This window comes from Paenibacillus sp. FSL F4-0087 (genome assembly GCF_038020215.1).
In the GTDB taxonomy this organism is placed as follows: Bacteria; Bacillota; Bacilli; order Paenibacillales; family Paenibacillaceae; genus Paenibacillus; species Paenibacillus taichungensis.
Window position 1 is genome coordinate 2,355,674 of the sequence record NZ_JBBODJ010000001.1, and the last position, 22,610, is coordinate 2,378,283.

Annotated in this window: 22 protein-coding genes; 13 read left to right on the forward strand and 9 right to left on the reverse strand. The window is 47.6% G+C overall.

The features are described from left to right. Nucleotides 1-30: 30 nt before the first annotated feature. Nucleotides 31-1,062: a BMP family lipoprotein gene (locus tag MHB84_RS10975; RefSeq protein ID WP_076290671.1), complete on the reverse strand. Its 1,032-nt coding sequence runs from the start codon at nucleotides 1,060-1,062 to the stop codon at nucleotides 31-33. A 277-nt stretch (nucleotides 1,063-1,339) separates the two neighbouring features. Between MHB84_RS10975 and MHB84_RS10980 the strand changes: the two genes are divergently transcribed. The 3 genes from MHB84_RS10980 (at nucleotide 1,340) to MHB84_RS10990 (ending at nucleotide 5,741) form a co-directional block, all read left to right on the forward strand. Beyond that, nucleotides 1,340-2,782 (forward strand): hypothetical protein, encoded by a 1,443-nt coding sequence (locus MHB84_RS10980; RefSeq protein WP_083679024.1) that lies wholly within the window; start codon nucleotides 1,340-1,342, stop codon nucleotides 2,780-2,782. A gap of 239 nt (nucleotides 2,783-3,021) precedes the next feature. Next, nucleotides 3,022-3,654: a DUF5317 domain-containing protein gene (locus MHB84_RS10985; protein WP_076290672.1), complete on the forward strand. Its 633-nt coding sequence runs from the start codon at nucleotides 3,022-3,024 to the stop codon at nucleotides 3,652-3,654. A gap of 254 nt (nucleotides 3,655-3,908) precedes the next feature. Continuing rightward, on the forward strand, nucleotides 3,909-5,741 hold the full coding sequence (locus tag MHB84_RS10990) for a bifunctional diguanylate cyclase/phosphohydrolase (protein WP_076290673.1): 1,833 nt from the start codon (nucleotides 3,909-3,911) through the stop codon (nucleotides 5,739-5,741). Nucleotides 5,742-5,869: 128 nt separating this feature from the next. Here MHB84_RS10990 and MHB84_RS10995 read toward each other — a convergent pair whose 3' ends face one another. Continuing rightward, entirely contained in the window at nucleotides 5,870-6,037 is a 168-nt protein-coding gene (locus tag MHB84_RS10995; protein ID WP_162842449.1) for a hypothetical protein, read from the reverse strand. A gap of 302 nt (nucleotides 6,038-6,339) precedes the next feature. On the opposite strand from MHB84_RS10995, the gene MHB84_RS11000 reads away from it, so the two are divergent. From MHB84_RS11000 to MHB84_RS11015, 4 genes are all read left to right on the forward strand, one after another. After that, a complete protein-coding gene (locus tag MHB84_RS11000; RefSeq protein WP_076290674.1) occupies nucleotides 6,340-7,170 on the forward strand; it encodes a sensor histidine kinase in 831 nt (276 codons plus the stop codon). Between the two features lies 1 nt (nucleotide 7,171). Continuing rightward, a complete protein-coding gene (locus MHB84_RS11005; RefSeq protein ID WP_076290675.1) occupies nucleotides 7,172-7,828 on the forward strand; it encodes a response regulator in 657 nt (218 codons plus the stop codon). A gap of 158 nt (nucleotides 7,829-7,986) precedes the next feature. Continuing rightward, nucleotides 7,987-9,702, forward strand: coding sequence for a copper resistance protein CopC (locus tag MHB84_RS11010; RefSeq protein ID WP_083679025.1), 1,716 nt, complete (start codon nucleotides 7,987-7,989; stop codon nucleotides 9,700-9,702). Nucleotides 9,703-9,978: 276 nt separating this feature from the next. Continuing rightward, a complete protein-coding gene (locus MHB84_RS11015) occupies nucleotides 9,979-10,746 on the forward strand; it encodes a YcnI family copper-binding membrane protein (RefSeq protein WP_246318071.1) in 768 nt (255 codons plus the stop codon). A 173-nt stretch (nucleotides 10,747-10,919) separates the two neighbouring features. Here the strand turns inward: MHB84_RS11015 and MHB84_RS11020 are convergent, their stop codons facing one another. From MHB84_RS11020 to MHB84_RS11040, 5 genes are all read right to left on the reverse strand, one after another. Further along, on the reverse strand, nucleotides 10,920-11,192 hold the full coding sequence (locus tag MHB84_RS11020; protein ID WP_076290677.1) for a hypothetical protein: 273 nt from the start codon (nucleotides 11,190-11,192) through the stop codon (nucleotides 10,920-10,922). A gap of 54 nt (nucleotides 11,193-11,246) precedes the next feature. Further along, on the reverse strand, nucleotides 11,247-12,497 hold the full coding sequence (locus MHB84_RS11025; RefSeq protein WP_076290755.1) for a hypothetical protein: 1,251 nt from the start codon (nucleotides 12,495-12,497) through the stop codon (nucleotides 11,247-11,249). An 82-nt stretch (nucleotides 12,498-12,579) separates the two neighbouring features. Beyond that, a complete protein-coding gene (locus tag MHB84_RS11030) occupies nucleotides 12,580-12,861 on the reverse strand; it encodes a hypothetical protein (RefSeq protein WP_076290678.1) in 282 nt (93 codons plus the stop codon). Next, complete coding sequence (locus tag MHB84_RS11035; RefSeq protein WP_076290679.1) at nucleotides 12,848-13,054, reverse strand: hypothetical protein; 207 nt, start codon at nucleotides 13,052-13,054, stop codon at nucleotides 12,848-12,850. The genes MHB84_RS11030 and MHB84_RS11035 overlap by 14 nt, the downstream gene beginning before the upstream one ends. Nucleotides 13,055-13,211: 157 nt before the next feature. Then, a complete protein-coding gene (locus MHB84_RS11040; RefSeq protein WP_076290680.1) occupies nucleotides 13,212-14,468 on the reverse strand; it encodes a DUF445 domain-containing protein in 1,257 nt (418 codons plus the stop codon). A 336-nt stretch (nucleotides 14,469-14,804) separates the two neighbouring features. On the opposite strand from MHB84_RS11040, the gene MHB84_RS11045 reads away from it, so the two are divergent. After that, complete coding sequence (locus tag MHB84_RS11045) at nucleotides 14,805-15,632, forward strand: aldo/keto reductase (protein WP_076290681.1); 828 nt, start codon at nucleotides 14,805-14,807, stop codon at nucleotides 15,630-15,632. Nucleotides 15,633-15,727: 95 nt separating this feature from the next. Here the strand turns inward: MHB84_RS11045 and MHB84_RS11050 are convergent, their stop codons facing one another. Further along, complete coding sequence (locus MHB84_RS11050; protein ID WP_063566267.1) at nucleotides 15,728-16,186, reverse strand: cupin domain-containing protein; 459 nt, start codon at nucleotides 16,184-16,186, stop codon at nucleotides 15,728-15,730. Nucleotides 16,187-16,444: 258 nt separating this feature from the next. Between MHB84_RS11050 and MHB84_RS11055 the strand changes: the two genes are divergently transcribed. After that, nucleotides 16,445-17,296, forward strand: a complete 852-nt coding sequence (locus MHB84_RS11055; RefSeq protein WP_076290682.1) for a helix-turn-helix transcriptional regulator — start codon at nucleotides 16,445-16,447, stop codon at nucleotides 17,294-17,296. Nucleotides 17,297-17,411: 115 nt separating this feature from the next. Here MHB84_RS11055 and MHB84_RS11060 read toward each other — a convergent pair whose 3' ends face one another. Then, entirely contained in the window at nucleotides 17,412-19,025 is a 1,614-nt protein-coding gene (locus tag MHB84_RS11060) for a glycoside hydrolase family 28 protein (protein ID WP_076290683.1), read from the reverse strand. 461 nt (nucleotides 19,026-19,486) lie between these two features. Here MHB84_RS11060 and MHB84_RS11065 point away from each other — a divergent pair, with 461 nt between their 5' ends. The 4 genes from MHB84_RS11065 to MHB84_RS11080 all read left to right on the forward strand — a co-directional run bounded on the left by MHB84_RS11065 (nucleotide 19,487) and on the right by MHB84_RS11080 (nucleotide 22,608). Then, a complete protein-coding gene (locus tag MHB84_RS11065) occupies nucleotides 19,487-20,215 on the forward strand; it encodes an amino acid ABC transporter ATP-binding protein (RefSeq protein ID WP_076290684.1) in 729 nt (242 codons plus the stop codon). Nucleotides 20,216-20,247: 32 nt separating this feature from the next. Beyond that, nucleotides 20,248-21,081 (forward strand): ABC transporter substrate-binding protein, encoded by an 834-nt coding sequence (locus MHB84_RS11070; protein ID WP_076290685.1) that lies wholly within the window; start codon nucleotides 20,248-20,250, stop codon nucleotides 21,079-21,081. 101 nt (nucleotides 21,082-21,182) lie between these two features. Beyond that, nucleotides 21,183-21,905, forward strand: coding sequence for an amino acid ABC transporter permease (locus tag MHB84_RS11075; RefSeq protein WP_076290686.1), 723 nt, complete (start codon nucleotides 21,183-21,185; stop codon nucleotides 21,903-21,905). Between the two features lie 52 nt (nucleotides 21,906-21,957). Continuing rightward, nucleotides 21,958-22,608, forward strand: a complete 651-nt coding sequence (locus tag MHB84_RS11080) for an amino acid ABC transporter permease (RefSeq protein WP_076290687.1) — start codon at nucleotides 21,958-21,960, stop codon at nucleotides 22,606-22,608. The last annotated feature ends 2 nt before the right edge of the window (nucleotides 22,609-22,610 follow it).

Consider the following 22,610-nt stretch of genomic DNA (forward strand, 5'->3'; position numbering starts at 1 on the left):
CAATCACTCAGTCCTATGGGACAAAGAATACTATTGTTGCAATGGATCTTTCACAACGATTTTGCCAGATACGATATCATCCTTGATCGCTTTAACCTTGTCGATAACCTCTTGTCCAACAAAAGCACTCAATGGAGATTCGCTGTCACGTGTTACATACGTCAGGCCTACGCCATCTTCTTTCAAGCCATAGTTCACAGCGCCTGCTTTGAAGTTTCCTTCTACAAAATCCTTCACTGTCTGATAAGCAACCGTATCGGTCGACTTCAATTGAGACAATACAATATGTTCCGGATCTTCAACGGTACGGTCTGTATCCTGACCGGAAGTATAGAAGCCTTTTTCCTTCGCGGCTTCGAACACGCCCAGATCACCTACAGCAGATGCTCCAGCGATGAAGTCAGCACCTTTGCCGAATTGTACCAACGCAAGTTCTTTTGCTTTGGCCGGGTCGTTGAATCCACCAACGTAGTTCACAAGGAATTCCGCTTTCGGGTTAACTGATTCCAGACCAGCTTTGAAACCTTCTGTATATTTCTTGATCAATGGAACGTCCATTGCAGCAATCATACCGACTTTGTCTGTTTTCGTAGACAGTCCGGCAGCTGCACCAAGCAGGTACGCTCCTTCATATTCATGGAAACCAACGCTACGAACGTTAGGCAGATCAACCGTTGTGTCCACAATAGCAAAGGACTTGTCCGGATTTTCAGCAGCCACTTTTTTCAATGCATCTTCTGCCTGGAATGTCGCTGTAATGATCAAATCATAGTTCTCAGCAACTGCAGCACGCAGGTTTTGCTCAAATGCGGCCGGGTCAGTCGATTCAATTGTTTTGGTATCTACCTTGAATTCCTCGCCTGCTTTTTTGAAACCTTCATCCATCTGTACGAAGAACGGGTTTACCCCGATTTTTTCAGGAAGTACAAGCGCCATGCGCAGTGATTTTTCACTGTCGCCACCTTGGGCCGATTGTTCGTCTTTGGAAGCAGAATTTCCACAAGCCGCCAGCAATATAGCCAACATGATGATCGATAAGACGAACGATAAACCTCTTTTCATTTTGAAAATTCCCCTTTTCACTATTCTTTTTTTATAATCCTAGCGGATACTGTCGATCCTTGTCAATAAATCTTTGAGCGGATACACTAAATGGAATATAATAGTTAATTTGCCTTCGGCAGAGCCTCCGAAGCCTCTCTATACCAAGGTTTTTTCCGTTGACATCCAGAGCTGCTCCATGCTAAAGTCAATCCAATTATTATATTCATATAGGATTTGTCAGAATTATAACGCAATCTTATTTATTTTCCAACCCTATTTTGAGGAGGCTATTCATTTGAAAAAAATCACCCAGATCACACTGGCCGCTCTGCTCGCCGCTCCGGTTACACTCGGCAGCCTCAGCTTGCCCGCTTCGGTATCCGCAGCATCCGCCACTCCCGCAGGACAAACGACCTCACAGGCTGTTAAAGGACCGGTAGCACAAGCTCCTTCAGTCTATACCGAGAGTGCAGCCGATTACGCGCAATTCCTGCAAGCCAAATACAATATCCAATTACCGAAACAATTAACGAAGGGTGACTTCATCAAGGCGATTGCTACCATTCTTGAAGCCGATCAAGCTGCTCCTGCTACAGATGAAGCAAGTAACAGTGAAGTTAAGGCCCCAGCCTTTACTGATCTGAACTCGAATGATTCTACTTATAAAGCTGCCGTTTCCTTATATAACAACGGCATCCTATCCGGTACGGAAGTGCGTGCCAATGACCAACTGAGCACTTATGCTGCTGTCTTCATCGCAGTCAAAGCAGCCGGATTCAAAGAGCTGGCCTATACATATCCTGAAGACAAAACAGCAAAGGCACTTGCGAAACTGGGCATTAGCTCAAGCCGCGTTCAGGGACAAGCCGCGCAGGAACTGGCCGCTGCCATTGATACAGGTCTGATTCCTGAAAGTCTTTACCCCGCTCTCCGTAAGGGTGGCCAAGCGAGTTCCGATTTTGCCAACATTTTGCTTGGACGGGTATTAACCAGTCAGGGTAAATATAAAAATGAAATTGGCCGTTCCGGCGACGCTGACATTTACTCCAAATTGTACGCTGCCTATCGCACTGCTGATTTAATAGAAGCACCGGAGCTTCGAACCATTGTGGATCAAGCTCTGCGGAATGATCTCGTCACAGGTTACAATCTTAAGGATAGTCGCTTTGATTCCAACTTCATCGATGAACTGACTTTAACTTACGGTCATGATGATATTAAACATGCGGTGCAGTTGATTGGACTGTTGCGTAGTGAAGGCATCGATGCTGACGTACAGTTCCAACCGAAAACATCTGCCTTCATCTATTTGAAGGAATGGGGAGAGCCCAAAGAAACACCGGATTACAAAGTAACCCAGATCGAGAATGGCAACTACATCGCCTACGCCAAAGAATATGACATTCAGTTCGAGTTCAATAACACAGCGGACAAAGCCCGTTTCAACGACATTATATTGAAGTATGCCAAAAAGAATAGCGATGACACCTCTGCCTTGATCCATGCTTCTTGGTGGCAGCCGCTCTATTATTCGCCGACTGCTCTCGCGGAATATCCAGTCATTGCCAACAATAAAATTTCACTTGGCAACTATTACGCACAATCCTTCTCCCTTAAGGAGAATTCCAAGGCAATTCAGGAAGGTTTCCGTAAGCTGGCCCCTGATGCGGACATCTCCAGTTATACCTTCTGGGTTGACCACCCGTTCTTCAATTATCTCAACGGGGAATCGGAATAAACTGAACATATGCTAGGTGCATTAAAGCTCGCAATTTGACATAATATAAAGCCGTCTTTACCGAACTTTACAATGGATTCGACCCATTGGTTCGTAGAGACGGTTTTTTATTTATCTTTTTACAAATTTCTTCTCAAAAAATTATATTCCATTGCAGGATTTACCAGTAAAAGGTCGAATAACATAGGTACACAAACACGCAATCACGTTTACACATATCTGTAAGACAGGAGTTAATCATGGTATACGACGGCATTCTGCTTGGCTTGATCGTTGGACTGTTCCGGGGAGGATTTCGGTATGGTCTCCACCAGTTTGCAGCACTCAAGCTGCGAGGCGGATGGATTTTCCCGCTATTGCTACTGGCCCAGTTCTTCATCTTTTTCTTGCAGGAAAGGCTTGATTGGGTTGCATCTATCAACGGGTACCTGTTTGCTGCCGTTTATGTCACAGGTTTAGCATTTTTGTGGCTTAATCGACATTACAAAGGTTTTACGTTGATCTGGATCGGTGTATTTCTCAATTTCATCGTCATGGCGGTGAACGGTGGGCGTATGCCAGTTTCTGTGGAAGCCTCTGCTGTTCTTGGTCCCTATTATGTGGATATGCTGCGCGAAGGTGGAGCGGTATCGAAGCACTATATGATGGATGCTTCCACACATCTTTCATTCCTAGGTGATATCATCCCACTGTCCAGCCCTTATCCACGGACTCAAGTGATCAGCATTGGTGATGTGGTCATGAACATTGGCATATTCCTGTTTATTCAGTACATGATGGTGAATCGAACCGGAGAAGCTTTGCAGCCAGTGAATTCCATCAGGCCTGAAGAGATTCGGACAGACTCCAAGGAAGGGAGGTCTTTTCCATGAAAAAATTCGAAGGCATTAAATATTCCCGTCTCGTCATCAACGCAATCATCGTAGCTTCTGTCGTTGTTGCTTTGACTTCGGGATACAAGCTGGGTGGCTAGTACATATACTTCGCCAACCAAGACAAACAGGCTGCCAGCGGCCTGTTTTTTCTTTCTGGATTTTTGGGAGGTAACTTGTTATGTTATACATCAATATAGTACAAGCCGATATATTCACATCAAGAGCAGACTAAACCAAGCAGGAGAATTTTTATGAACTTTATTCGTAACCTTATCCATAAAGCAGATCGGAGCAGCATGTATGTCGTCTTGCTTAGCTGCACCGGCATCGGTATTTTTCTGTATATGAACAAGTGGTCTTATCTCCATCTATCCTCTGACGAATGGGTAATGGTATACACGATGCTCGGTGCGGCGCTGATTTTGGATTATTTCACGTTTCAAATTCCGCCCAAAGGCAATCAGCAATCCATGGACTCTTCCGTGTACCTCGCCTGTATCTTCATGTTTGGTGGTGCATTCAGTCTGTCTGTACTGCTGCCGGTTTCCCTCATTCTGTTAATCAAGGATCGCAAACTCACCTGGTGGAAACATATCGTCAATTTCAGCATTTATAGCCTTATGATTGCTGGAGCGGCTTATGTATTTACTTGGACTGGAGGAATTCCGGGAGCACTGGATGGATATAACTTGCTGCCCTATTTTGCGGCACTTGCAGCCTACTTCATCATCAATACAATTACGCTTGGCCTGTTTTTTCATTTCTCAACAAAGGATGCATTACAGCAGATGAAGCGTGTGTTTGTTACCGAATCGCTGCTGGTCTATTTATGTACATTGATTTTGGCGCTCGTGCTGACCATTCTCGTTGTGCATAACGGCGTTCTCGGCCTGCTGCTCTACCTCAGTCTTAGCATTTTGCTATCTCATGCGTTCAAGCAGCTGTTTGTGATGTATCAAAGTATTGAGGAAAAGGCCAATACGGATCAACGCACAGGTTTATTTAACCACAGCCATTTTGAAAGTATGCTGGAAACCGAGCTTGGTAACGCCCGTTCTCAGGGAACCCCGCTTTCACTGGGTCTCATCGATATTGATGATTTCAAAAAGTATAACGACCGCTTCGGTCATCTCCAGGGTGACAGCCTGCTGGCTCTTCTCGGAGATTTCCTCAGTCGGAAGACGGAAGGCACTCCCGTTACCGCCTTTCGTTACGGCGGAGAAGAGTTCACCTTACTCATGCCAGGCATGGACCTGGACGAGGCTTATGCGTTCATGAACAAGCTGCGCAAGCAGCTGAACGATACACCTTTTGAAGGAGTGGAAGTTTTTCCGCACGGTTGTCTCTCGTTCTCCGCAGGTGTTGCTCGTTATGAGATCGATATGTACAACAAGTCACAACTTGTGGATCAGGCGGATAAAGCACTGTATTATGCCAAAAAACAGGGCAAAAACAATGTGCATCGCCACGGCAGTAACGACGGTATGGAGCAAGAGATTGATCTGGTGCAGGATGTGCGCGACATTGAGCAGCAGCTCAACTTGTTCAGATATAAGGATATGGATACATTCAAACATTCCAAACGCGTATATAAGTATGCTCTCGATTTAAGTGAGTTGCTGGAACTCGATAATGTGGAGAAGCGGAGTTTTGTACTGGGCGCACTAATTCATGATATCGGGAAGCTGGAGATTCCGTGGTCCATCCTGAATAAGAAAGAGAAACTTACCGCTGAAGAGTGGGAAACGATCAAGGGACATGTCATTTGGGGCAAAAAGATGGCCATGACCAACGAGCGTTTTGCCGATCTCATTCCCTATATCGAATTGCATCATGAACGGTATGACGGGACAGGCTACCCTTATGGTCTGAAAGGCAGTGAGATTCCAAGGTTGTGCCGGATGCTCACGGTGATTGATTCGTTTGACGCAATGACGACAGAGCGACCGTATCAGGAAACGAAAAATGTGGACGAAGCAATCAAGGAACTACAGCTGTGCTCCGGTTCTCAGTTTGATCCCGAGCTAGCCGAATTGTTCATCCGATATATTCAGAAACGAACGGTGCAGCAACAACTTGTGTAACACCCGTAGAATTACCCCTTACAAAGCCAAAAGCGCTACCCCCGGCCTAATCGGGGATAGCGCCATTTTCATGTTCATCATGGAATGAATCATGCACCAGACTATTTCATTCTTGTGCAGATTCTGCGTTATCGAGTGGTATTCATTTCGTGTGAAGTCTGATGCAGCTCTTTAATCATCTGCTGCAAAAACATGTTATCCTGACGACTGATTCCGTGCTGATTGTCTTGAAGAAGCATTTGATGAATGTTCTTCTTGAGCAACTCGCTGCGACGTTCCAATACCTCTTGATTCATGTTGTTGCGTTCACTCCTTAACATCTTTTGTAATGAATTTGTGTTCTATATAAGTATAGAGGACCTTCTTCAATAGGGAAAATGGATACAGCCCCACTCATCTGTATTCATCAAGGCTCACCCTGCGTGACATAATTTCACCCCATGTTGTTCTTAGATATCCTTCTAAATGCTCCCTTATCCACCCGAACTTCCTCCGAAGAAAGACAGACTAGGGTCTGAAGCAAGCATGCGTTATAATGGTGCCAACCCTTGAAACAGATACATATAATTGGACCTTATCTCAAAGGAGTTCTGTATTCATGTCATACAAACAGATTAAATGGATGATTCTGTTGGTCCCCACATTCACGGTGGGACTCTGGGAATACATCCGTCATCAATTCCTGATGCCCTACCTTTCCATGGATGCGGGTAACTGGCTTACCCCCCTTATCCTTTACCTCATAAGTGTCACCTTGCTAAGTCGCTTATTTAAAATGCTGGAAAGTGCCAGGGCTGCTCTAGAGCAGGAGCGCGCTTCCAAAGTGGCACTCGAAGCTCGGGACCAACTGGCCCGTGAGCTTCACGATGGCATCTCGCAGTCTCTTTTTCTCCTGTCGGTAAAAACAGACAAGGCCGAGCGCAGTATGGCTGGAAGCGGCCACGAGAATGAAATTCGGGAAATACGCAAAACCGTACATGAGGTCAACGCTTACGTACGGCAGGCCATCGCCCAGCTCCGCTACGTGCCTGGACAAGTGGCAGTACCGGAAGGAACCTCCCTGCTGTCACAGGTGGAATTACTTATAGAGGAGACGGTTCCTTCGGCGCGTCTGGAATGGAATCTGGAGAGCACCTTCTTCTCTCCAAAGGAGCAGGTAGAGCTGCTCGCCTGCATTCGGGAAGCACTACTTAACGTACGTAAACATGCCCGGGCTACAGATATTCGAGTGATAGCAGAAGGGACTCCTTTTGTCTGGTCGATCTTCGTTCAGGATAACGGTGTTGGTGTGAGCGGGGATCCACTGCATCTGAAGGATCGGTACGGCTTGAGAATTACGAAGGAACGTGCAGTTCAGATGGGCTGGTCTTTCGCCCTTGATTCAAGGCCAGGTTACACACGAATAACCATTGGGAAGGGGCATGCTTAATATGGAACTTGTACGGGTATTGGTTGTCGATGATCACGCGCATGCGCGTGAGGCGATCTGCAGTATTTTATCCGAGGACAGCCTGTTTGAGGTTATTGGTACCGCTTCGACTGGGCTGGAAGCACTGGAGCTTACCGGGCAATGGATGCCCGATCTTATTTTGATGGACGTGCAGATGCCGGATATGGATGGGCTGGAAGCCACCCGCCAGATCAAACTGCGCTTTCCTTATGTCATTATCGTCATGGTCACTGTATCGGATGATGTCACGTACCTGTTCGAAGCACTGAAGCAGGGAGCTCAAGGATATTTGCTCAAAAATCTGGCTCCTTCCACCTGGCTTGAATACCTTCGCGCCATCGTCAGTGATGATTCACCCTTGAGCAAGGAACTTGCCTATCGAATCCTTCAGGAGTTCCCTGCACCTCGCACGGAAGATGTACCCGATAATCCCCTGACTACGCGGGAGCTAGAGATCCTGCAATGGGTATCTGCGGGTTATACCAATCGTGAGATTGCCGACCAACTTGGCATTTCGGATCAAACGGTGAAAAATCATCTGAAGAATATTTTACAGAAACTGCATCTCGAAAATCGTGTGCAATTAACCCGCTATGCATTGGAAAGCGGACTAGCAGGGCGTAAGCTGCGTAAATAGCGGCACATTCATGTTTTTGTCACAATTCTATGGATCATTTCGTTTTTTTATAGCCCAATGTAGTCATACGGTGTTATTTTGGACAAAGTTATAATGGTATAGATTGTGCTCGGATAACAAAGAATGACTTACAATTCTAGACCTAAGGTGATGATTTTTTGATTTTGAGTAGGTCCACCACGAAATTGGGCAAACGGCACTGGGCATTGATGGGCGCCCTGATGTTATTATTTTGCCTTGTTATGCCACAATGGGCATCGGCCCATGCTTATATAGTGCAGGCCTCACCAGGTGAAAATGAACTGGTTGCGACTGCACCTGAACGCCTGACTCTCGAGTTCAACGAGTCTTTGCAGACGGCCTTCTTTGATATTAAAATCACCGGACCTGACGGAACACAAGCAGATGACGGCAATGTGCATGTCGATGAGGATCGTCCTCATATTCTGGAGACCGGACTGCGGACCGGACTTGGAAACGGAACCTACGCCGTGAATTGGAAGGCTGTATCTGCGGATGGCCACCCCATTCAGGGAGCCTATGTGTTTCATATTGGGGAACCATCTGGCGCTCCTGCCGGTCTCGCGGATTTAACCTCAGGTTCAGGCCAGGTTGGCGGACCGTTAAAATGGATTTTGTCGCTGACCGACTGGATTCAATATCTGGGGTTGTCTGTGATTCTGGGCACACTTGCTTTCCTGCTGTTTCGAATTGCGCCTGCTTCCATGGCGAGAGAACCACTGGAAGTGCCAAGAAGCTATAGGTTGTTATGGATCAGTTATGGCGCCGCTTCTGTTGCCGCTCTGATCAGCCTGCCTCTGAACACATTGTATGAATCAGGCGTTTCCATCGGGGAGTTCAGCTGGGCACTGATGGGCAGTGCACTTAAATTGACGTCATTTGGCCAGATCTGGATGGTACAGATACTCATTGTGATGTTGCTGGCGGTTACCATCCTCTCGGGATATGACCGGGATCGCTCGCTGCGTATCCGGATCTGGTCATCATACGGATCACTGATTCTCGTTCTTGGCTGGTTGTTCACTCATGCGATGACAGGACATCCAGCTGCAGCGGAACAACGCACACTCGCCATTGCAATGGACTTCGTTCATCTGATCGGAGCCGCTTTCTGGATCGGCGCTTTAACCGCCATGGCTGTGTGTCTACCTCCGCTCGCGGATAAACTGCCTTCCACGGTGCGAGGAGAAGTCTATTGGACGGCGATCCGACGATTTACAGCTTGGGGTATCGGTGCTGTTGCTGCTCTCGTCGCTACAGGGATATATAGCAGCCTGATCATTTTGCCTGCACCTATACTTACGTCCCTGTTCACAACGGGATATGGTCTCGTGCTTATCGCTAAAGTTGTCTTGCTTGTTGTAATGCTTGTATTGGCTGGGCGTCATGCCAGAATGGCACGTGCAAGCAGCGGCAACCGACTCGCTGGCAGTCTCAAGGCCGAACTGATTGCTGGAGCCGTCGTGCTTGCGCTGGCTGCCGTGCTGACACACTTGTCTCCCGGACAACCGGCAGCCGCAGGACCTTATAAAGAAGTACAGACTACGGATGACGGGACCACAATTACACTTCAGGTAAGCCCAAATCGTACCGGAGAGAATCAGTTCAAAGTCGACGTGAAAAAACCGGACGGCACTACAGTTAACGATCTGGAACAGATCACACTTTCACTGACCCACCTGGATATGGATATGGGCATTTACGAGATCACGATTCCGAAAAATGATACTGGCGTGTACGAAGCAGAAGAATATATCTCCATGCCAGGACGCTGGAACATCAAGGTACATCTGCTAACCCGATCTCTGGATTCGCTGGATACCGAATTTGAGATCGACACCGCTAATCCGTAGGTATAGACCGATTCAGATTTGAAACGCGACTCAATCTAAAATCAGTGTCTCAATAAGCTGCAATTGTAGTGAAGGGGACGAAATCGATTCTGGAAAAGTGTAACGTTCGCATTTATTCCCGGATTTTCACTTATAAAGTGAATCAAAAAAATCTGGGAATAACAGCGATTGAAAGAACGATTCGTAACCGGAACGGTGACTTTGCAGCACATCAGGCACTTATTTTAGAAAATGGGCCGAAACATAAATGATAAGATTTGAGAGGGGTAAATTATTTTGAAGAAAACATCATGGACTTCCAAACTGACATCCAGCCTTACTGCTGGAGCTGCTGCACTAATGCTGTTTGCTGGATTCGCCAGCGCACACGTTACCGTTAACCCAACCGTGGCACAGACAGGTGCATGGCAGACGTATAGCATCAAGATTCCATCCGAAAAAGAGCTGCCTACCACCAAAGTCACGCTGAAAGTACCGCAAGGCGTTGCATTCAAGCAATACCAACCACTCGCAGGCTGGAAAATCACTACTGAAAAAAATGATTCCAATGAAGTGACGTCAATTACTTGGGAAGTGGACGCAGATAACGAAGGAATTCTGGCTGGTCAATTCCAGCAGTTCAACTTTGTAGCACAGAATCCGGATGCCGAAACGGAAGTAGCCTGGGATGCGTTCCAGTATTATAGCGATGGCAGCATCGTGGAATGGACAGGCGGACCAAGTGACAGCAACCCGCACAGTATCACGGCAATCAGCCAAGATCCTGCTGCTGCAGGTAATGCCGCTGCAGGCGGAGGTCATGATAGCGCAGGTACAGCCGGCAATGCGGGTCATGATGATGAAGCAACGGGTGATGATACGAAGGCAAACGACGATACCACACTGGGTGATGCGTTGAACGACACCGTTACTGGTGAGCCAAACAACACGGATTCAGACCCTGGCACATTGAAGCTGCAACAGGCAACACTGATCGTATCCATTCTGGCGTTGATCCTGTCCTTCCTGGGTATCGCTCTGGCAACACGCCGCAAAAAACGTTAATAACTAACATGCAGTCTTGTATGTAGACATAAAAAGAAAGGAGCCTTTGGCGAACGGGGTCTATCCCGATGTGCCGAGGCTCCTTTTTGTTATCTGTATACATACGCTAACTCGATTTCAGACTCATGCTTACGATCACTGATGATGAACAGCGTCACTTACCGCCCTTTGCTCTACCGTTCCTGATCCGTCTGGATCATGATTTCAATGTATTGCAGTAAGCTCTTCTTCTGTTGTTCAATCGACTGTATCCGTCCAGACAGACCTGCGAAGAACGCTTCGATCTGCTGCCTTGTATAATCAGCCGATTGTCCCTTCCAGTCGTCGAGACGATTGTATAAGCTTCTCGCCTCCTGCTCATCTGCCTGGAGACGGGCAAGCAACTGAGTCAATTCTTTTTCAGCAATCCGAAGATCATTCAACTCTACCAGCAATTGTCCGCTCACTCGTGATCCCTCCCTTTATGTAAGTTCCAATCGCCAGGCCCTTCATGCAAAATTCTAGTTAAAACTGACTTGACTCTCATCTGCCTGACGGAAGGCTTCCGCCTTCTCTTCGATAAAGTTCAAGAACTGACCCGTATGCTTCATATGCCATGTGCTCAGTTCGTTAATAGACGCATCCAGATGAGTGACGATAGGCTCAAGTCTGCGACTGCGGCTGGAATGCAAGTATTGAGCCATCCGGCTCCGTACTATGTTCAACTCTGCATTACACTGTTGTGCATTTTGCTTCCACCGAGCAGCGACACTTTTGAGTTCCTCAGGCGTTACCTGAATCAGGCCAGACGCTCCTGCTGCCGCGGCCATACCTCTTGCAAGACTGCCCGCTTGCCCACCCAAGTTCCGCATGAATGCTGCGAGATCAGACAGGACATTGGACGGCTGACGCGGGGAATAACCGATGTGCTCGCCTGTAACCGGATCGTAAAGATCGTTGGAAACATAGCCATTCTCGAACTCATACTGCTTCAGACTGTGGTACTCCTCGCCACCAAAGGTGTTACTGATTTTATCCCACATGCCCATGTCATCATTCATATCCTTGTAGTTGGAATTGATGTAATACATGGAACCTACATGACGATCATATCCACCAAAAAATCCGCTGGTCACAAAATCTCCGGGATGCCCATAGTTAATGATTTGGCTATCAAACCCACCCTCTTCAGCCTTTCGCTTCGCCTCTGGTGTGAGACTGGAGATCACAGAAGGCGCACTGAAGGTCACTGCGGAGAGTCCCGTGTATGCGGCCGCATATTGGGCATTTCCCCCTCCAAGCGAATGCCCTGTCAGCGAGAAATCCAGATCCTTGTATTTTTTCTGCATATCATTGGCGTAGTCTTCCGCCTCATACATCTGGTTTGGTCCCAGACTGAACGTTTTATCCAGCTTTTTATCCAGTTCTCCCACAGCATTCTCGACTGTAGTGATCCCCGTAACATCTCTTACCTTCTGAATGCCATTTGCCAACCAATCCGGTGTAAAATCCGTACTTTGTTCGATCTTTCGACCAAGCTCAGGCAAACCGATTTGAGCGTCTGCATAATAATCGGGGGCGCTACGATCCAACGAAGCACTTCCCTCCGTGCCACGATAAGCGATAACCGCCTGTTTGGTCTCCGAATTGTAGAAGGTCACCGCATCAAAACCGGATTTTTTGTTTCCATGCGTGTCTTCAAGAACTTGCCATCCAGGAAGATTCTCAAACTCCATACCTGATTTCAGATTCTCATATGCTAATTCAGACATCTTGTTGTATGTCTCATCATCAATTTTTGGTGAATTACTCACAACCTCTGCACCTCCAAGAAAATCAATCCTGAATTATGATTTATTTGTTAAACGGATCATATCCCTTAGCAATAATCGCTTCCTTAATTGCCGGACTCATGCCAAAATTTTTGATCTTTTTATCCTCATAGTCGTACGAGATTGTAAACTCTTGCTCTTCATGTTCAACCACATGTCCTTCCATAGCAATAGAATCAAGCGCCATCTCGGGTAACAACTCTTTATTTGTGATGACTACATTTAGTTCATATTTATTTTTCAGATATTTTACGGCTTCTGCTTCCGCTTCTTTAAAATAGGCCTGTTTTTCACTTTCCTTCATGTTCTGACACCCTCCCAAAATAAAAGTGGATAGTATGATTAAAAAAAACATACATGTGAATCGCCGCTTCAATCTCATTATCAATCACCTTTTCTTTTTCATTAATCATTAAAATATATTCCTGTATCCACTCTATTCTCCTGTTAACTGCATCATAGTACAAAATCAACATGATCACATCGGCTGTTGGCATCGTTTTTATGTAACTTTGTTCCTAAATGATTCCATTAGAGCATTCGGGTGTACATTACCCAATTCAACTGTTTTTGCATCAGTTGTCTATTCATAAATTTCCCAGACGAAAAAGAGCCTGCTCCAGAGAGCGGCCCTAATCTTGCCATTTCAATGATTTACTCCAATACCATCCGCAGGGCGGTCAGTGCAATCCCGATTATAAATCCGGTAACGGCCCCGTTAATCCGAATCCACTGCAGATCCTGCCCTACTTTATTCTCAATCAAGGAGATCAGTGAGGCATTGTCCATTTTGTCCACGTTTTCTCGTACGAGATTGCCGATTTTGGAATGGTTTTTCTCCAGCAGCGTCGTTACACCTTCCACAATCTTGGCATTCAATCCTGCCAATAAAGCATCGTCTGACCGCAAATCAGACAACACCCGCTCAATCGCAGGTAAAGCAAACGTCTCCACATATTGACCATCTTCCATCGCAGCGAGCGCCTTATCCCTCAATTCTATGAGTTTGTTCAGCACGGTTTCCTCTGCGTTCCATCCATCCAGCATGTTGTTTTTCCAGCCGTTGACTCCATCCTGCACACTTTCACTCATCGCCAGCCGGATAGCCTGGGTTCGCAACAGATCGAGCACTTTGTAACGAAGAGCGCTGCCCTCTCGCTTCATGTCCTCTACTCGGTCAAACAGATACCCTTGCAAAATGCTGCCCAAACGCTCCTCGTTCAGATAACCCATGAACGCATTCATCGCAAATTGCATTAATCCATTCATCTGGATGCCACTGATCGCCTTTAAGCCACTTTCACCCAAAAACATAATGGTCTCTGGCTTCACCAGCCATTCTTCTGCCTGCTTCAAACCGTAGTCCAGTGCTTTGGCATCATATCCACGCTCACTCATCTGGATCGAAGCCCGTTCCAGAATCGGACCCAAGTCGAAGGCTCCTGCCTGTGATTTGATCTCGCCCGCAACCAGTGGAGCAATCTGCTCCAACGGAAGGCCTGCAAGGATTCGTTTGCAGAGTGTATCGATCATGGTCTTGACTCCATCGTTGTGAAGCTCCCTTGTCATCGTATCCAGAACGATTTCTGCTGCCTTGAAACCCGCAATTTTCTCGGTGATGCTATCCTTGTTCAGCAAGTTATTTTCCACTGCGGAGACAAGGCCTTCGGTCAATTTGTCCCGATTTTTGGGCAGTAATGCCGTGTGGGGAATGGGAATACCCAGTGGATGACGGAACAACGCTGTTACGGCGAACCAGTCCGCAAGTCCACCTACCAACCCCGCTTCAAATGACCCTACGAGCAGTTTGCCTACAACACCGCCCTGAAACGGCAATGATGCGGCAAATCCTGCTCCCATAACAACGAGAGACCAGGCTGCTGCTTTTTTGGTTTGTTTAGGTTTAGCCATTGTATTCTTACTCCTTTATCGTTAATCACACGGGTTCAATGACACCCAACTTTCCCGTGCTCCTCTGTTCTTCATGTGATCCATTCCATAGGAAAGCTTCTCTTTCCATATTTCGTATACTTCATCTTATCACCCGTAAGCGTCAAAACCAAACCTCTGGCTGGCCAAAAAGGATAAAAGAGGGGTTTTTCCTATCGAAATGGTCGTATTCTTTTCCATTACCAAAAAGGTTTTAGTATAATCAATACAGACGACCCTCCATTTAGGATTGGCCGGCGGTCAACAGGGTAATTACATAATGGAATAATGAATGAATCAGAGGAGGAATTTCGGACCATGAAACACGTGCAGGACACAACGACACTTTATAACGGAGTCAAAATGCCTTGGCTGGGTTTTGGTGTATTCAAAGTTAAAGATGGAGAAGAAGTGGTTGATGCCGTCAAAACGGCCATTCAAGCAGGTTATCGCAGTATCGATACAGCAAAAGCGTATAACAACGAAACGGGTGTAGCTCAGGGTATTCGTGAATCCGGAATCGCCCGCGAGGATCTGTTCATTACCACCAAAGTGTGGAACGGGGACCAAGGTTATGAATCCACACTGGCAGCTTTTGAAGCAAGCATGGAACGACTCGAACTGGAATATCTGGATCTCTATCTAATCCACTGGCCTGTCAAAGGCAAGTACAAGGATACCTGGAGAGCGCTGGAGAAGCTGCATAAGGAAGGACGCATCCGCGCCATTGGGGTGAGTAACTTCCAGATTCACCATCTGGAGGACCTGATGACCGATGCCACCATTAAACCTGCAGTGAATCAGGTGGAACTGCATCCGCTGTTGATCCAAACGGAGCTAAGGGAGTACTGCAGCAAACATCAGATCCAGATTGAAGCCTGGTCTCCACTGGGTCAGGGACACCTGCTGGAGCATCCGCTTCTTCAGGACATCGCTGCCAAGTACAGCAAGTCACCGGCACAGGTCATTCTTCGTTGGGATCTGCAAAATGGTATTGTGACCATACCTAAATCCGTTACACCACAGCGCATTCGCGATAACGCGGACCTGTTCGATTTTGAGTTGACTACAGAAGAAATCGAACGCATTAATCAATTGAACGAGAATAAGCGCTTTGGTTCCGATCCGGACAACTTTAACTTTTAACATCAATATATAATCAAAGCTAGAAAACATCAAAAAATCCCGATCCGGATGCAACGCAACTGGATCGGGATTTTGCTTGTTCATTTATGGTTATATTAGCCTTTGGAAACCAGTTTGAAATCATCAAAGTGGAAACCTGGAGCTACAACACACGTTACCAGTACAGGCTCATCACCCAACGGACGTGCGGTTTGCCATACTCCGGCTGGAACGAGTACCTGCGGCGATTGCCCCGCAGCAATATCCATCCCCAGCACAAGCACTTCTTCATTTTCCGGGTTTTCCCCGTTGCCGCCCAATTTCAATTCAACCGGACTGCCGCTATGCCACAACCAGAGCTCATCGGACAAAACAGTATGCCATTCCGAGACTTCATGCGAGTGCAGCAGGAAGTATGTCGAACTTGCCGAGAATCGAGGGCCTGAGTATGTATCCGGCAGTACGGATTGTGGAATTTGATACGATGCCTTCCATTCTTCCTTATACCAACCGCCTTCAACGTGTGGCTGCATATTCAATGCAGCAACGAGTGGCGATAATTCATGTGTCGTCATATTCTGTTTCCTTCCTTCCAAATCGAATTGGAGACACCCCTATCCAGAGGTTAGCCTCACTCCCCCTACTGTAAAACATGAATAGACTTTTGTCACCTTTACACCATATCTAAGCTTGCCGAAAATCATTCCACCCGCATTCTATTCATTTCGTCTGGTCGGACCCACACACAAATGATAGCGTTTACAACAAACTGGATTTTCCGTTATGATATGGATATTAACCGTAAATCAGCTGGCGCAGAGGGGAGACGTGTTATGAGTGTTATAGAGGATCGGATTGGACCCAAATATCGAATTGGCGAGAGTTCATTCACCATTGAACACATGAGCAGACACGACGGGAACGCCATGCCACAGCCTCATGCACACCCTTTTTACGAACTGTATTATCTGCTTGAAGGAGAACGCGTCTATTCCATGAATGGTCAGCTTCTTACCGCCCGCAAAGGTGATTTGATCCTGATCAATCCCCATGATGTACATTCGACGTCCAAAGGTAGCCTTCCCGGCTTTGAACGAATCCTGATCGGATTCTCACCTTCTTTTGCAACCGGGATGGAGCTTGGAATATGTGGTCTACTTCCCTTCGATCGTTCAAGGCTGCTGCACTTTCCTGATGCGGAACAGCCCGAGATCGAACGAATGCTGTGGCAGATGCTGCAAGAATGCCGGGAGCGGCGCCCTCATTATGAAATCGTGGTGAGAAGCCTGCTTGCCCAGATCCTGATTCAGATCCACCGGGTTGAAGAAGATACTCGGCAATCTTCTCCAGTCCCGCATCATCCCATGCAGGATAAGATCAGTGAAATCGTCACTTATGTGAACAATCATTATACCGAGCCCCTCACATTAGAAGAGGCCGCAGCGCGATTTTATATCAGTCCATCCTATTTGAGCCGGATGTTCAGCCGTTTTACCGGATTTCGCTTCAGCGAATATTTACGTGTTACCCGGGTTCGGGAGGCACAGAGACGTTTACTGTCCACTCAGGAACGGGTGCAATTGATTGCGGAGAAGGTAGGATTTGAGCATACAGCCCATTTTAATAAAACGTTTAAACAGGTGACCGGGACCACGCCGCTTCGCTATCGCAAAGAACATCGATAGATCTTCAAAACGACTGGTCGAAGCCAGACGTCTGTCATGCGACGACCTATCAGGACACCGCGAGCCAGGAGATGCCCGCGGTGATATGCTAAGCGTATACTAGTTTGGTCCCTTTTTACCTGCGGATAATTACACCACTTCTTACTTCAGGACCAACGGAGATTTGGCGTCCCTCTGTATCTGCATCACTTTCCCGGCATACGATCCCTGCCGATTCATGTCCTGTCACCATTAGAAGCCGACCATCCGCACCCACTCCCTCAATCGCTTCCAGCTCCGCACCCTTACACTGATGCAAATGAATCAACGATCCTTCAGTAATATGTGCGTTCATTTCGGCGATTCGCAGGTGCTTCGCATGGGCGCATTGCACCCCGTTACGAGCCGTCACCGTATATCCCTGAACGACCAGACCATCCAGCGGCATTTCCGGCAGTCCACTCACCAATAACGCGGTTTCCGCTCCTGCACAGACCACATCCGATATCTGGATATCCCGGAACACCGGAGTTTCCTCACTGACCTCCTGAGCCAAGTCGCTACCACGAGCGGAACCCTCCTGATTGGCATAGAAAAAGGAAAACGAGATAGCTTCCATTATGATATCTTTCATATAAATGCGCTCCACCTGAATATCCTCAACGACCCCGCCGCGCCCACGCGCGCTTTTGAAGCGAAGCCCAATATCCGTTCCAATAAACGTACAATCCGAGACCCGGACATGCCGCACGCCACCGGACATTTCACTGCCAATGACAAAACCGCCATGGCCGTGATACACAGTGCAATTGCGGATCGTAATATATTCCGAAGGCAGACTGAGTTCACGGCCTTCTGCATCCTTGCCGGATTTCAGGCAGATCGCATCATCACCAACATCGAATACACTCTGCTCCACAAGGACATGACGGCAAGATTCAATGTCAAGCCCATCACCATTCTGGGAAAACCATGGATTCCGTACACTCACATTACGAATTGTGACATGCTCGGATGCCCACGGATGCAGATTCCATGCAGGCGAGTTCTGGAACGTCGGGCCGTCCAAAAGCACTCGTTTACATTGACGTAAGCTGACCATGTTAGGACGCAAGAAGTCTCTGACTTCCTCATAAGCAGCCACATCACACACTTGCTCCAGATGCAGACGATTCGCAATCGCACCACCTTCAAGAGCAGAAGTCGATGGCCACCAGATGGCTTCGTCTCCGCCAGCATGATCCACTACACCACCCGATGAGACCAGTCGATTCCACTGCGAGGCGGTCATCTTGGATCGTTTTACCGGACGCCATGCCTCTCCACCGCCATCCCAAATCCCCTCACCCGTGATCGCAATATCCTCCAACTGCTCACCATCAATGGGCGACTGACATCGCACTGCCTGCCAACCTTCGAAGCTGGACGCAATCAGGGGATATTGATCGAAATTACGGCTGAACGTAACCAGAGCCCCCGCCTGGACATGAAGCTCAATTCGACTGCGGAGAACAATTGGACCCGTTAACCAAACACCCGCTGGAATGACAATTCGGCCACCTCCCGCTTCTGCACAAGCTGCTATAGCCAGTCGGAACATCTCGGTATTATCCGTCAAGCCATCCCCTACCGCACCATAATCCGTAATCTGAAAATCCCGTGCAGGGATGACAGGTAAACTCACTTCATAAGCCTTCGTATCGGATTCAACACCTTCTCCTGTACCAAGTGGGGAGTAATATGTATTCATCGTTCAGAACATCCTCTCTACCTATAATTGGATCGGACTATTTTTAGTATTGTATCGCTTACCGGAAAGCGCATTCTCGCTCCATCATATCAATGCCATAGGGCATAAGGTTGAGCTTTTTTGCCATGTACGATTCAGAATTTGATGTTATTTGTTTTTATGATCAGAGTCATAAAGTAAACATCTCTTCCAGTATACTCTATACATCTATTCCAATGGTTGTAAAACAACTAGGAGAATGGATTCATTTTTCTGTCAGGATTCGTCACAAAGAGGCTGTCAATATAACAAATATATAACATAATTACTGGCTATGGCCCTATAAAACCCATTACTTATGTCATGTTTTATCACAAACCAATTGCCTTTAGCAGGATGAGTATGTATGATTAAATAACTAGTTTCAATTTATTCCTTAATATTCCTTTTACAAACAGACGTTGCAGAAAGGATGGGGTCTCTTGATTGAATTTAGGGGTGTCCAGAAACATTTTGGCCATTTTCATGTCCTCAAAGATATTCATCTTCACATTGAAGAAGGAGAAGTCGTTGTCATTATCGGCCCTTCCGGCTCAGGCAAAAGCACACTGCTCCGCTGCATCAATCGTCTGGAGACGATTACCGAAGGTGAACTTGTCGTCAGTGGTGTCCCTTTACATCAGAAAAAGGTGGACATCAACCTCTTCCGCCGTGACATCGGCATGGTATTTCAACACTTCAATCTCTACCCTCACAAAAAAGTCATCGACAACATTACCCTTGCACCCATGAAGGTGCGTAAACAACCCAAAGCACAGGCAGCCTCTACGGCGATGAAGTATCTGACCCGAGTAGGCATTGCCGACAAGGCAGACAGTTATCCTTCCCAGTTGTCCGGTGGACAACAGCAGCGTGTAGCCATCGCAAGAGGTCTTGCCATGGAGCCCAAAATCATGCTTTTTGACGAACCCACCTCTGCACTGGACCCCGAAATGATCGGGGAAGTTCTGGATGTTATGAGGTCTCTTGCCCACAATGGGATGACGATGGTCGTCGTTACACATGAGATGGGATTTGCGCGCGAGGTCGCAGACCGAGTCATCTTTATGGATGAAGGCCGAATTGTGGAAGAAGCCTCCGCCGCTGAATTTTTCGACAACCCGAGAGAAGAACGGGCCAAGCAATTCCTGAGTCGTCTGATTCACCACTGAGAATAATCCATTTTGAAAGGGGTCTTTACCAAATGAAAAATGTATTAAAGTGGCCGTCGTTTATGCTTGTTTTGATTCTATCCCTTGTATTGTCCGGTTGTAGCACCGGAGAGGAGAGCAGCAGCAGCGGTGGTTCTGGTGGGAGTAGCGAAGCCAAAGGCACGATTGAACAAATTAAAGAGCGCGGTAAGCTCATTGCCGGCGTGAAATACGACACCAAATTGTTCGGTTTGAAAGACCCCGCAAGTGGCGAAGTCGAAGGATTCGATATTGATATCGCCAAGGCACTCGCCAAACAGATTCTTGGAGACGAAACGAAGGTAGAACTGAAGGAAGTAACGTCCAAAACGCGCATTCCGATGCTGCAAAACGGCGACATTGATCTCATCATCGCAACGATGACGATTACGGATGAACGCAAGGAACAAGTGGATTTCAGCGATGTCTATTTTGAAGCCGGGCAATCCCTGCTTGTGAAAAACGATAGCGCGATTACCGGTCTGGAAAGTCTCGACGGTGTGAAGGTTCTTGCCGTCAAAGGCTCGACTTCTGCGCAAAATATTCGCGAAAAAGCCCCGGATGCCGAGGTGCTCGAATTCGATAACTATCAGGATGCCTTCACAGCCCTCAAGGCGGGTAAAGGCGAAGCTCTGACGACCGATAACATCATCCTGATCGGCATGCAGCAGACGGATAACAACTACAAGCTGGTTGGTGGCAATTTCACGAGTGAACCTTACGGCATAGCGATTCGCAAAGGCGACACAGCCTTCGTCGAAGAAGTAAACACCCTGCTCAAAAACCTGAAGGACAGCGGTGAATATGATACGTTGCATGAAAAATGGCTGGGCAGCAAGCCAGAGTAACCCCGATTAATGATGGTGAAGCGGCGACTTAGCCTGTGATATGCAATGTATGAGCTGACGCAATCGCCGCTTCTACACTGGAGAACGGAGGCTTCGCCTACATGGGCAAATTGGACTTCAGCGTACTGCTCAAACATTCGGATCGATTCCTGGAAGGGTTCCTCAATACCATCCAGGTGAGCATCATGGCCTTGATTGGCAGCTTTATTCTGGGTGCAGTAATGGCTATCTTTCGGATATCCCCCATCAAACCACTCAACTGGATCGGCACGGCTTTTGTGGAGTTTATCCGTAACATCCCGCTGCTGCTTGTCGTGTTTTTCTTCTATCTCGGATTGCCGGCACTTGGCATTTCATTGGATGGATTCATCTCAGGTACACTCGGTCTGACCATCTATACGGCTGCTTTCATTGCCGAAGCAATCCGGGCGGGCATTCAGACGGTCCCTCGCGGGCAGTTAGAAGCGGCGAGATCTTCCGGTCTATCCTACGTACAGGCCATGAACCTGATCATACTGCCACAAGCGATCAAGATTGTATTGCCGTCCATTGGCAACCAGTTTATCAATCTGGTCAAAAATTCATCCATCCTTGCGGTCGTAGCGGGCATGGATCTGATGTATTTTGCCGATCTGATCAACTCGGATACATTCCTGCCGCTGAGCGTCTACACCATTGTTGCGCTGTTCTACCTGGTGCTGACTTTGCCGCTCAGCTTCCTGGTCCACTATATGGAGCGCCGTTTTGGACAAAGTGATGCGGACGCCAGCCGTGCCAAAGGCAAACCAAAGAAGACCAAACCAACGGGCCAGGTCACCATGTAAACAGACATTCATTCTAACCCTTGTCCTACTCACAGAAGGAGGCCGATGATCCATGGACTTTAGCGGGGCCTATGCCTGGCCCAACCTTCGTTTCCTGCTGCACGGATTCCTGATTACCCTGCAAGTGGCAGGGTTGTCGATTGTATTCAGCTTTGTTCTCGGCACCGTGCTCGGTACCGTTCGATACACGCGAATTCCGGTACTGTCACAGATTGTGGCCGTTATCGTGGATACGATCCGGAATCTGCCGCTGCTGCTGATCATTTTCTTCATTCATATCGTACTTCCCCAGCTCGGAATCAAGATGTCTGGCTTCTGGTCCACGGTCGTTGGACTAAGTCTGTTCGAAGGCGCCATGATCGCAGAGATTGTCCGCAGCGGACTCAAATCGATTGAACGTGGTCAAGTGGAAGCCGCCCGTTCCTCCGGCCTAAGCTATATGCAGACACTTGGCGGCATCATCATGCCCCAGGCTTTGCGGCGCATGTCGCCACCGATGGTGAGTCAGTTCATCTCTTTGCTGAAGGATACTTCACTGGCGATCATCATCTCCCTGCCGGAACTGATGCACAATGTGCAGATCCTCGGGGGGCAGAGCTTCGATTACGTCATCCCTGCCCTGCTACTCGCAGCCGTATTATACTTCGTCATCAACTACACGTTGTCCATTGTGGCACGGCGGCTTGAAGCACGAATGACTTGATG